Origin of the sequence: Streptomyces durbertensis (assembly GCF_014156695.1) — a bacterium.
Taxonomy (GTDB): Bacteria; Actinomycetota; Actinomycetes; order Streptomycetales; family Streptomycetaceae; genus Streptomyces; species Streptomyces durbertensis.
This window is the reverse complement of record NZ_WMLF01000166.1, coordinates 1-10,840: the sequence shown is the minus strand read 5'-3', so window position 1 is coordinate 10,840 and position 10,840 is coordinate 1. Positions and strand designations below refer to the sequence as shown.

11 protein-coding genes are annotated in these 10,840 nt (G+C 62.4%); 1 reads left to right on the top strand and 10 read right to left on the bottom strand.

The features are described 5' to 3' along the window. Positions 1-561 precede the first annotated feature (561 nt). The 10 genes from GL263_RS13310 to GL263_RS13265 form a co-directional block, all read right to left on the bottom strand. Complete coding sequence (locus GL263_RS13310) at positions 562-1,659, bottom strand: hypothetical protein (protein ID WP_182855893.1); 1,098 nt, start codon at positions 1,657-1,659, stop codon at positions 562-564. Between the two features lie 32 nt (positions 1,660-1,691). Next, positions 1,692-3,860 carry a DUF6571 family protein gene (locus GL263_RS13305; protein WP_182855892.1) on the bottom strand — a complete coding sequence of 723 codons (2,169 nt, stop codon included), beginning with the start codon at positions 3,858-3,860 and terminating at the stop codon, positions 1,692-1,694. Between the two features lie 40 nt (positions 3,861-3,900). Next, positions 3,901-4,383 carry a hypothetical protein gene (locus GL263_RS13300; RefSeq protein WP_182855891.1) on the bottom strand — a complete coding sequence of 161 codons (483 nt, stop codon included), beginning with the start codon at positions 4,381-4,383 and terminating at the stop codon, positions 3,901-3,903. 95 nt (positions 4,384-4,478) lie between these two features. Continuing rightward, on the bottom strand, positions 4,479-4,766 hold the full coding sequence (locus GL263_RS13295; protein WP_182855890.1) for a WXG100 family type VII secretion target: 288 nt from the start codon (positions 4,764-4,766) through the stop codon (positions 4,479-4,481). Positions 4,767-4,813: 47 nt separating this feature from the next. Then, positions 4,814-5,173, bottom strand: coding sequence for a WXG100 family type VII secretion target (locus GL263_RS13290; RefSeq protein WP_182855889.1), 360 nt, complete (start codon positions 5,171-5,173; stop codon positions 4,814-4,816). Positions 5,174-5,240: 67 nt separating this feature from the next. Then, positions 5,241-6,473 (bottom strand): S8 family serine peptidase, encoded by a 1,233-nt coding sequence (locus tag GL263_RS13285; protein ID WP_182855888.1) that lies wholly within the window; start codon positions 6,471-6,473, stop codon positions 5,241-5,243. A gap of 1,522 nt (positions 6,474-7,995) precedes the next feature. Next, positions 7,996-8,457 carry a DUF2563 family protein gene (locus tag GL263_RS13280; protein ID WP_182855887.1) on the bottom strand — a complete coding sequence of 154 codons (462 nt, stop codon included), beginning with the start codon at positions 8,455-8,457 and terminating at the stop codon, positions 7,996-7,998. Positions 8,458-8,806: 349 nt separating this feature from the next. Then, positions 8,807-8,995 (bottom strand): DUF397 domain-containing protein, encoded by a 189-nt coding sequence (locus GL263_RS13275; protein WP_182855886.1) that lies wholly within the window; start codon positions 8,993-8,995, stop codon positions 8,807-8,809. After that, on the bottom strand, positions 8,992-9,180 hold the full coding sequence (locus GL263_RS13270) for a DUF397 domain-containing protein (protein ID WP_182855885.1): 189 nt from the start codon (positions 9,178-9,180) through the stop codon (positions 8,992-8,994). The genes GL263_RS13275 and GL263_RS13270 overlap by 4 nt, the downstream gene beginning before the upstream one ends. After that, positions 9,143-10,006: a helix-turn-helix domain-containing protein gene (locus GL263_RS13265; protein ID WP_182855884.1), complete on the bottom strand. Its 864-nt coding sequence runs from the start codon at positions 10,004-10,006 to the stop codon at positions 9,143-9,145. Before GL263_RS13265 ends, GL263_RS13270 begins: the two co-directional genes overlap by 38 nt. Positions 10,007-10,141: 135 nt before the next feature. Between GL263_RS13265 and GL263_RS13260 the strand changes: the two genes are divergently transcribed. Further along, positions 10,142-10,561, top strand: coding sequence for a hypothetical protein (locus GL263_RS13260; protein ID WP_182855883.1), 420 nt, complete (start codon positions 10,142-10,144; stop codon positions 10,559-10,561). Positions 10,562-10,840: the final 279 nt, after the last annotated feature.

Below are 10,840 nucleotides of genomic sequence, written 5' to 3'. Positions count from 1 at the left end.
GAACAACACTGACCCTTCCAACAGCCGTTGGCCCCCGATAGGTCACGGGCTTCCTTGCAGCGCATTCGAAGCACCAATGATGACGCGGGCATGCATGAGCTTGTTGTCTAACGTCTCGGCTCGAACGGCGGCTTGAACTGGGTAGCTCAGCTGGGCAGTCGCCGAATGCAGCCGGCCTTCGCTTGATCCTGTGCTCCGTCCAAGGAGCGCACGAGATCGAGGCGAAGGCCGTGGAGATGAGGCTGCGCGAGGCCGCAGGCCGGAAGCGCTGGGGGACTGTCACGGCCCCGGGCGGAGTGCTACGAGTGCCCGAACGGACGCAGCAATGATCTGTTCGATCCAGCGCGGGCACCCACCTCTTCAGGGAAGGACACAGTGCAAGCCCGGGACCGGCTCCGCCCCGGCTGACCGGCCGGGCCGCCTGGCGCAGCCACGACGTCGTGCCCGGCTGGGCTTCTGGCAACATGGCCGCGACAGCCCCGGCACATCGCATGAACCTGTCCCTGATCCCGAAGACCGAACGGCTTCAGACTGGATATCACGGGCCAGCTGCAACACAGATCATGGAGACACGGGGCGGCAGTCTAGCCTGCTGCTCACCGAAGCAACAAAGGAGTTGAAGATGCTTCTGGGCTTCTTGAGATATTGAGAGGTAGCCCGCTGAGATGCGATCTTGAGCTTGTCATCTGTCTGTTCATAGGGGTACTCCATTGCCATGAGCACTTCCCTTCCTTGACAGCGCATGATCACACTCCCCGCGTTCTTGGGATAAACCCACTCACCCCAGCTCTCTCTGCTTCCCACAGAGACAAGCGAGCCCGCAGTGCGCTTCTTGTAATCTTCCAATACCTGAGAGGCACCCGTCAACGTGAACGCAGTCATGGTGACAGGATCTTCACTTCCTCTTTCTCCCTCAACGGCAAGGAGGCAGCTCCACGTCGAGCCCAAGTCACCCGCGATGTAGTTGACAATAGACTGGGATTGCGACGCGCTCCTCCTTATCGCGAGTCTCCTGAGTCCACACTCCTTCCCCTCAGGCACTTCGCGAAACTCACTTCGCTTCAGTCGATTCGCATAACTTCCATAGCCCTCTTCGGAGCATCCAGCGCGCTCCGCGGTAGCAACCGCCAAGTTGACCATCAGCTTCCGTAGTGCATTCACGTCCCCTCTCTGCTCATAAGACTGCTCGAAGGAAAGATGAAGCGCTACCGGGTGGTCTCCGGTGTTGAACTTTTCAGCACAGCTATCGGGCAACCATACCCCGGCATTCCTCTCACTCACCCAACCGCTGAGATCGCCACCAATTGGAAGCGCCGTCCCGTAGATCGTTTGACGGTCATACAGATACCTGTGCGCATAAGGCCAGTTCTGCGTGATCCCATCGATGCTGATCGTGAATGCGAGAGTGCGATCCGAACCTATCCTCACATTGCATTGCTGCCAGCCGTCACGCGTCAACGCTATCTCGCGACCAACGACTGATGCCTTAGATATGCCGACAACCCCCTCCACGTCCTCTACCGAGATACTCCCCCAGCACAGTTTTTTCGACTGAGGACCCTCTTGCCCCCCTCGCCAAAGAAGGAAGCCACCTGCTCCTATAGCGAAAATCACCACCACAGCCGTCGCAACGATGAATTTATTCTTGACTATAGCCACCACAGCGCTTTTCCTCAGATTTGTTCCAGGACTCAACGGCTCTTCTCCATAATTCCCCCACCAGTGTTATATGCATCCAATCCGTGATTGAGTGCTCTCTGGCGACCAGAGGCAGTATCTTCAGGTGTTCCAGGGTACTGACTCGCCTTAGCCTTGATTAGCTCTTGCAGCATTTCAATACCATGCCTGTGAAGTTTCTTGAGTTTGCCTTCCTTTGCCTGTTCGAACTCCTCCTTAGCTCCCTCAGTATATGCGTAAAGAATACTGTCGAGTGCCCGCTGCATAGCGTCACCAACGACTGGTATTGGAGTGATGATCGCGCCTGCCGCATGGTATGCCTTCAGCTTATTCAGGTCCGCCTCCTTAAGCGATCGGACCAGATCTGCCCCGATCGCATTGGCTCGCGCCTCATCGATCACCCCCAGTACAGTTCCTGCCACCCTGGCGTGTTCTGGAGCCCGTGACTTGTAGCCATTCTCTGCAGAAAAGTCACTTTCATCCAAATTCTTATCAAACTGTCTTGCGATCTCTGCCGCTTGAGAGTTCAGGACGATACGATGCGCTACCGGATCAGCAGAGACCGCAGATATCATCGACTTCAGCTGGTAGACATTAAGGGGGAGCTCGGCACTAGTAGAAGTTGTCTTCCACTTGCCTACTATTTCGTAGATGCTCTCCGAATAGTCTGACAGCACTCGACTGATGGGCCGCTGCAGAGCTGACGGCATCCCAGGATGATCATCTTTGCTGTAGTGCTGAACGATACTTGAGAAGACCTCAATCTCGTCCTTCGAGTGGACAGCTCGGCCATCAGGTGCCTCTACACCCGCAGGCCTTCCTGTGGCTGCCGACTCGAGGAATTTCCCAAAACCCTGCCGCGCGTCAGAAGATTCCTTCGCGTCAGGCCCTCCGACCATACCGTTGGCTTCAAGAACCTTCCATTCGCGGCTGTCCATGTACTCGAGAAGCTCAGGAGTGAAATAGCCAGTGGCAGCTTTCGACTCCTTCGCCATAGCACCTAGAGCCGCGTCAAGGGGATCTACTGCAGCCCCACGCGGGTACCTACTCGGATGTGTTACCCAAACACGTCGATCGTTCTTCTCAGCCTCTCGTATGTCATCGGCGACCATGTGAAGAAAGTGCTTGGAGTATCCTTCTCCTTCCTTCACGATCGTCATCAAGGCCTGATACCCTTTGAGAGAGTATCTATAGCCGCCCCCCACAACGGACGGATTCGCGGCCCGACCGTTCTCATTCCATTCGTAAGCACGAGTGCCCACCTCTTTAAATTTGGCAGCCCACTCTCGCGCATCGTCTTCCTTCCTTGTCGCGCTCGCCAAGACGCCAGCCATGTTCTTCGCTATCTCGGCGTAGTCTGCGCGGGTGTTGCCCTTTTCGGTTGCCTTCATGTACTGGAGCCAGCCGGAGAGTCTGAGAAAGGAATCTGTGCCCACCGCGTTCAGGAACCGTTTACTCAGCCCTCTATCACGGGCTGCGTCGTCGCTGATCGCACGTAGTTCCTCTCGCTCTCCGGCAGACAGAGGTTCGCCCGAGTTTAGCCTCGTGATCAGCTCATTTCCCCGCTTGATCTTTACACGCTCCAGATCGGCGCTCGCATTTCCATTGAAGCGCGGTGCGGTTCCTGAACCGCCTGGCGCCGTCGCCTTATCCAGCGATACCTTGAGGTCGGTATCGAAATTACCGATGCGGCGAACAATGTCATCAAGTTCTCGCTGCCACTTACGGATACGCGCATTCAACTCAGCCATCTGCTGGTCCAGCACTTGCTGCCGATACTCGGCAGCGTTCGCCGTTCTACTTTCGCCGACATGCTTCGGGGTGACAGTGCCCCAGACTTTCCCATCGGCTGCAACATGGAGGCCTGCCCGCCTGATCTCCGCCTCTTTAGCATCGAGTTCCTTGAGTAGCGAAGCGAGCTTGCGTGATCCTTCGCGCAGAATGCTGGCCACCGCTCGCGCCTCCGATTCTGCAGCTTCAATCTCTTTGCATGTATCGGATATGTTGACACGTGCCGCGTTCGCAAAGTCTCCCCGCCAGCCGCTGCGCTCAAGCTTCCCCTTGACGTCAGTCTCGTACGCTCTCACAGCCATACTGTACTTACGTGCCATCTGCCCCCAGCTCTCAGCAGCCGAAGACAGCTTCCTGTAGTCGACGTACTTTGCGTCCGCGTACTTAACCATGCCGTACTACTCTTCCTGCCCGTTCACCATTACGCAAGCGTTAGCCTTGCCGTCCGTCAAGATTTGGTATAGAGGACCGAAAAAGTGGCCCATTCCCCCCTCGCTTGACGAGTGTGAAATCCTCAGTCATGACACTCTCATTGTGCCGGAAAGACTTCGTTGCTAGCTCTATCGCATTCCTTTCCTTCGCAAGAATTTCGCGGAGGTGCTTGTTCTTCTCCCTCCACTGCCCTTGCGCCGCTTTGAGTGAAGCGCCAAAATTCCAGGAGGAGAACTCTCGGCAGGCTGAATCGGTTGACCCAGTCGCGTGTTTGCCGGCGCCTTGCACATCTTGCTCAATCTTATTTTTTATCTTTCCAGCCACTGCTCGAAGTGTGTCCGGATCAACCCTGAAGATGTTTCCTGGTTGAGAGCCTGCACCATTATCCGTACCGCCCGAACCCACGAGTGCGGCCAGATTCATGCGAGCGGGTGCTTTCTCAGCCGCATCATCGTTTCCTGGTGAGACATTCGCCTCGAACATCAGTTTCCTTTCTTGTCGCTAGTTAATCGAAGGGCCGGGTCCATGGAATGAGACCATGGGCCCGGCCCTCACCGCTGAACGACGACTTCAACGTGTCAGCCGCCGAAGCCTCGGGCGGCGCGGTTGTCGGTGGTGCGGTAGTTGGCGTTGGCGGCCTCTACGCGCTTGGCAACGCTTTCGAGGATGTTTTGCATGCTCTGGGCGCGGCGGTCCCACTGGGCCTCGGCGGACTGGAACGCGGTCTGGGCCTCGCCTTCCCAGGTGGCGCTGACCTTCTTGACGTCCAGGCGGAGCTGGTCCAGGTCCTGCTGCAGCTTGCGCGCGACGCCGCGGATCTGCGTCGCGACATTGTCCATACCGGCGTAGTCGACACCGATGCTCATGCTTGTTCTCGCTCTCGTATCAGGGAAGTGGGTGGCAGGTGTCGGCGTCAGAGGCCGGCGATGCCCGAGGTGGGGCCGCCGCCGGCGGCGCCCGTGCCGCCGCTCGCACCGCCGATACCCCGCATGCCGGCGGCGATGTCGGAGTCGTTGGTGCCGTGGGAGCGCTTGGTCTCCTCGATCGCGGCACGGATGCCGCGGAGCACCTTCGCGAGTGCGCGCTGGTCGGCGTTGAGCTGGGTCTGGGAGTGCCGGTAGGCGGTGGCGGCCTCGCCGCTCCACGCCGGGCCGAGCGAGGCGACCAGGTTGTCGAGCTGCTTCACGTAGGTGTCGAGCCGACCGGTCGTGCCGTCGATCTTGGTGATGATCTGCTGGAGTTGCGCGTCATCAAGCTTCACGCCCTTGGCCATGAGTAGATCCCCGTTTCGTGGGTGGTGTGGATGGATTCGGATGCGCCCCGAGTTCTGGGGCGTGGTGCTAGCTGGTCCGCCTGCGGCGGAGCAGCACGGTTGTCGCCACGGCGCCGAACAGCAGCGCCGCACCGGCGCCGGCCGCGATGAGTGGTGTGTTGCTGGAGCCGTCGGAGGCAGTGTCGCCGTTTGTGGCACCTGTCTTGGGTGACTTGTCGGCGGCGAGGTCGTCGCCGGTGGCCCTGTCGTCCGGCTCCTCGCCCGACTCGGGCGTCGGGGACTCCGATGCCTTCTTCTTCGCGTAGTACTTGGAGAAGAGGGGACTCTTGTCGGGGTCGCCGGGGTCGATGTCCTCGCGGGTCAGCGCGACCTTGGGGCGGATGACGCCCCAGCCGACGTAGCGACTCGGCACCTTGCCTTCAGTTGGCCGGCCGGCGGTGTCGATCATCACACGGAGCACCTGGTTCGCGGTCCAGTCGGGGTTCGCCGACCAGATGAGCGCGGCAGTGGCGGAGGCCAGAGCGGAGGCTGCACTCGTCCCACCCCCTGTACACCAGCCCGCGTTCTTCGGGCAGCGCACAGCAACGTCGCCGCCCGGCGCGGAGAGCGATACATACCCTCCATAGGTCGAGAAGTCGCTGACCTTCCCGCTCGGCCCGACCGCTCCTACACTGACAACACCCGGGAGATCAGACGGATATGACTTCTCGTTGCCTTTCACTGCTGTGTTTCCTGCGGAAGAGAAGACGAGAGCCCCTCTATCGTTCGCTCTGTCCACTGCCCTCTGAACCTCGGGGCCGGGATAGATAGGTGCTCCGAACGACAGGTTGATGATCTTGGCGCCTTGATCCACCGCGTAGTCAATGGCCTTCTCGTATCCCGGCGAGAACATGCCATCTCTCATCTCCCACTTGACTGGCAGGACTCTGGACTCAGGCGCAAGCCCGCGCATTCCGCCGGACTGGCCCGTACCTGCAACAAGGGCCGCCATCGTCGTTCCATGGCCGTGGCTGTCCTCGTGCGGATCAGGCGCACGCTCATCAAAGCTTCGGCCTCTCAGGAGCCGGCCACGCAGTTCTGGCAACGATGAGTCGACTCCGCTGTCGATGACCGCCACTGTCATGCCCTCCCCCTTGCTTCGGGACCAGGCTTCTTCCATTTTCAGAGCATCCAGATACCACTCTTTACCACGAGGAGATCCTGCGTCGGCGCTTGCCAACGAGGCGCTCGACATACTGAAAAGCGCGGCAAGCAGAACAACTACTGCGTGCCTGAGTCGCCCTCGGAGAGTGCCGAACATGATAAGAATGCTCCTTGCGTTGAGTAGGTCGTCTATCCGTCGATCACTGGCGGCACAACGTTCCTACGGCTCTTCCACGTCTCTTCATCTTCCCTGAGATAGTCAGGACGGCGCTCCGAGTCTCGCCGATCACTTCCCCTCGCCGGTGTGGTCGCCACTGGCGCGCCGGTGGTAGGGGCGCCTCGCACCAGACCTGTACCTCCCGCTGTAAAAGGCGTACGGGCTGAAGAGGCGTTCGATACAGCTCCTGGTGAAGCTACCCGGCTACGAGCCCCCTGGGGCCCAGGAGACCCACTCGCACGCGGAGGCGCCATACTCCCTCCCACTGCAGGTGGGAAGCCGGCTACGGTCCTTCCACCCGCGCCCATTGCACCTCCGCCCCCGCCGGCGCCGATAACGGTGCCTCGCGGTAGTCCCCCGCCCGAGGATCCCTGCGTGGGGGACGGCCGAGGGCTCCCACCGGCAATTCCGCTGGCTGGCGGGCCGCCAGGTCGGCCGCCAGTTGTCACCCTGCCCGCCTGGTCTACCGAGCGTCCTAGGACACCCTGCTGACTTCCCTGTCTAACCCCGGGAATGGTTGTACGCCCGTCAGCTCGTGGTGCTGCTGGAGTTGGCACCGGAGCGACTGGCAGAGATGTTGCCACGGGCCCCTGTCCAGTAGGGTTCCCTCCAGGCGGAGCAGATGTAGTGGGCATCGGTCCCGTTACGGGAGGAGCAGCCGAATCAAGCCCGGTTTGAACCTTCTCTGCATACGCGGCGCCCACGTCTCGGCCGCTCGCTTCGTAGCCCGACGCACCGCTTTCCCTCGCAGGACTCATTCTTGAGGCAGTGTTGCCATCCCTCGAGAGTGAAGGAGAAGAGGCATCCCCACCGTTCCCCTCAGACCGGTCTCCTGGCACGTTCGCGGCCCGCTGGCCCTTTGACACAGGTGCGGCGTAACTCGGCGATGCTGCGCCGTGTGCCCCCTGAGAGGCCATCGATGCCGTGCCGGCGGGCTGTTGATCCACCTCTGGTGGCGTTGCCGGCGGCAGTGGTTTGAAGTTGGGTTTGTTGGCGCTGGCGATATCGTCGCTGGCGGTGGCGTAGTAGGAGCTGAGGCGGCTGATGACGTAGAGGGCCTCCTCGCGCTCCCCTTGCTTCACCGAGACTTCCATGAGCGGGGCTTGGGGCACCACTGGTGCGGGGGGCGGCTTGGGCATGGCTGCCTTGGCGTCGGACAGGCCGCTACTCGCAAGAGCCAGGCCGCGTCCTACCTCCTGGGCGTAGGCCGAGAGGCGGATGCCCTCCTCGCAGAAGGAGCGGGCCCAGTTGCGCATCGCCTCGCCGCCCTGGCCCTTCCAGTCGGTGCGCTCGATCATGCGGTAGAGGTCGTTCGCGATCTCCCCGATCTTCTCGCCAGCCTGTTCCACGGCCGTTGAACGGGTCCGGATCGAGTCCGGCTTGCCGCTCGCGACGAGCGCGTGCAGGCGCTCGTGGGTCATGCCTTCGTAGCTGTCGGCTGCCATGTCGTTGCCTCCCCCTGTCAGTCGTCGTCGAACGTGACGGTCTTGCCGGTGCCCACGGGTGCCTTGTCCGTGCCCAGCGCAGGCGGGGCGGGTGCGCGGTAGTAGCGCTCGGCGTTGCGCTGGATCTCGGCGAAGCGGGCACGCTGCTCGGCTTCGACACCGTTGTAGCCCTTCTGAGCCATCTGGATCGCGATGGCGAGGGCCTCGATCTGCTCGCCGAAGATGCGTGTGTAGCGCTCCAGCTCTGTACGGGCACGGTCGTACTGCTTGGCGAGCTGGTCGGCGGCGGCAAGTCCGGGGCCGCTGTAGGCGGCTCGCTCGATGACCTGGTCCCTCAGCTTCGCCTCAGAGGCCGCCGAGCCGCGAAGCTCCCGTGTGACCGCGTCAACGCGCTTGCGCAGCGCGGACAGTGCCTCGTCGGAGATCTCAAGATCGCGGCTCCCCCCGGAACCACCTCTCTGCTCACGTGCGAGCGCCATGGCTCGTGTTCCCCCCACTATTGACCATCTTGTTGTAGTGCTCATGCTACTGGTTGCTACTGACACTCTCGAAGCCGGTAAGTGGCGTGTCCAACGGTGGAGTTGCGATGTAGTTGAGCGTTCACCGAAGATCGGCCGCATTCGGACATCCGCTGGGAATCGTGCGAATGCGACCCATTCGACACGGAGAACCCGTGCTGCTCGCCGGGCGGGCGAGCAGCACGGGCTCATGGTGGCTGTTCGGTTCGAGGAACGGGAGGTGTGCGTAACGCAGTTGGGATGAGTACGTGTACTCAGGCGCGTGGGCACGGTGGGTGCTACGCGCCTCGGATCTCGGCCGGGGTGCGGGTCATCGCTTCAGGTGACGGACAAACGTCGACCATGCCTCGGCTGGGACGACTACGTGAGGCAGGTCGAGACGCTTGCTGTCACGAATGGGAACGATGTCCGCGCGGTCGTAACTGACCTCCACGCATGCCCCGTTGTTCGAGCCGCTGTAGCTACTCCTGCGCCATTCGGCGCGGGTCGAGTCGGTCATCGCTTCAGGTGGCTGACGAACGTCGACCACGCGTCCGCCGGAACGACTATGTGAGGCAGGTCGAGACGCTTGCTGTCCCGAATCGGGACCATGTCGACGCTGTCGTAACCGACCTCTACGCACGCTCCGTTGTCGGCTCCGCTGTAGCTACTCTTGCGCCAACCCGAGCGGGGGGAGTCTGTCATTGTCGTACTCCTGCAGATATCGAGTGAACAGGTTCGCGGAATCGTCGACGGAGAGCGACGCTTCTTTGGCGGCCTCGAACAGCTCCTCGTACTCGACGATCTCGCGCGGTGCCTCGATCGCCTCGCCTGTGCGGAAGCTCTCGACAAGTGCGAGGGTGCCGCCCGATTCCAGGTCGAGCAGGTTCAGGCTACCGCCCATCATGCCGTGTTCCCCTGCGGTGAGCGGAAGGATCTGAATCCGGACGTGGACGTTGTCCTGGAAGGAAAGCAGCAGGCGGAGTTGGTCGGACATCACCTTCGGTCCGGCGACTGGCCGCAGCAGCGCGGCTTGGTCGATCACGGCTCGGTAGAGAGGCGGGTCGCGTCGGTCCAACAGCCTGGTGCGGCGTTTCAGGCGGGCGGCAACTCGATCCTCAGTCTCGGAGGCTGAGTCGTGCGGCAGGCCGGCTCGCAGGAGAGCTCGGGCGTAGGCCTCGGTCTGGAGGACACCGGGCATCACGCTGCTGGTGAAGACGCGGACACGGATGGCCTCGCTCTCCCGAGCGACCACGTTGCGGGCGCCGGGTTCGATGAGGAGGGCTCGGGCCATCTCCAGGAGGGCGACGAACTCGCCGTTCGTGCCCAGCTTCTCGTCCAGGGCCTCGGCGAGGCCGTCACCGATGCGCTGGAGTTGGTTCTCGGCGCGGGAGATGTAGCTCTGGGGGTAGCCGACGAGGTCGGCGAGGGCTCGTTGGCTGAGGTTCCGCGCTTCGCGGTGCTGTCTGAGACGCCGGGCGATCATGGCGTCGGGGCTCAGCGGAGACCCGTCCGCATGCCGTGCGTCCACGCCCACACCTCCGTAGTCGTGGTGATACCCGATCGATCAGGTATCACGCTAGCCCGTGCCATCAGGCCGTGTCATACCGATGGTTCACATGTACTCACGTACAGCGACGACGATCGAGGACGGAGAGGGCGCCAGATGACGCGACCCGATGACGCCGGGCTCATGGCCCGGGAAGCCCGCGACCGGCTGCGGGGCCTGTTCGATCTGGTGGGGGTGACCGGCACGGTCGTGTTGGTGCCTGGTGGCGGCGGGCGGCCGCTGGTCGGCCTGCCGGGTGCGGTGGTGCCGGAAGAGGCTGTCGAGCTTGCCGACGTGGTGCTGTGCGGGGTGCTCGCACGGTGGTTTGTGTCGGGGCCGGACGTGCCGTTGTGGAGTCGGCGGCACGACGGGGTCGGGGCGGTGGTGCGGTGCCGTGGGCACGAGGTGACGATGCGGTCGGTCGCCACCAGGGAGCGGTGGGACGCCCATGTCTCCGAGCTGCGGCCGCCGACCATGGCGGAGGTGCGGCAGGCCGATCTTCCGGCGGCCCGGCGGCGGACTGGTGGGCTGGTATGAGGGAGAGCGGACGTCTCGTGCGGTGGTTGACGCGGCGGGGGTGGTGGCGAGCGCGCCGGACAGTGGAGCAGGCAGCGGAAAGGGGAGAGGGCTTCCGACCTTCGGGGGCTGCGGGCGCGGTGGCGGCCGGTGGGGAGAAGGCGGTGGTGACGTTGCCTCGGCATCGGTCGCCGTATGCGCGGGACGTGGTGGTGGAAAGGGGGCGGGTGTGGTCGTCGCCGACGCGGCCGTACGCGCCGGCGCGGTGGCATGGGGGCGGGGTCACGCGCGAGTGGTGGG

Coding starts and splice junctions, on each gene's coding strand:
- GL263_RS13295 (WP_182855890.1), bottom strand. CDS start 4,766: ATGAGCATCGGTGTCGACTACGCCGGTATGGACAATGTCGCGACGCAG.
- GL263_RS13285 (WP_182855888.1), bottom strand. CDS start 6,473: ATGTTCGGCACTCTCCGAGGGCGACTCAGGCACGCAGTAGTTGTTCTG.
- GL263_RS13290 (WP_182855889.1), bottom strand. CDS start 5,173: ATGGCCAAGGGCGTGAAGCTTGATGACGCGCAACTCCAGCAGATCATC.
- GL263_RS13260 (WP_182855883.1), top strand. CDS start 10,142: ATGACGCGACCCGATGACGCCGGGCTCATGGCCCGGGAAGCCCGCGAC.
- GL263_RS13280 (WP_182855887.1), bottom strand. CDS start 8,457: ATGGCGCTCGCACGTGAGCAGAGAGGTGGTTCCGGGGGGAGCCGCGAT.
- GL263_RS13305 (WP_182855892.1), bottom strand. CDS start 3,860: ATGGTTAAGTACGCGGACGCAAAGTACGTCGACTACAGGAAGCTGTCT.
- GL263_RS13300 (WP_182855891.1), bottom strand. CDS start 4,383: ATGTTCGAGGCGAATGTCTCACCAGGAAACGATGATGCGGCTGAGAAA.
- GL263_RS13270 (WP_182855885.1), bottom strand. CDS start 9,180: ATGACAGACTCCCCCCGCTCGGGTTGGCGCAAGAGTAGCTACAGCGGA.
- GL263_RS13275 (WP_182855886.1), bottom strand. CDS start 8,995: ATGACCGACTCGACCCGCGCCGAATGGCGCAGGAGTAGCTACAGCGGC.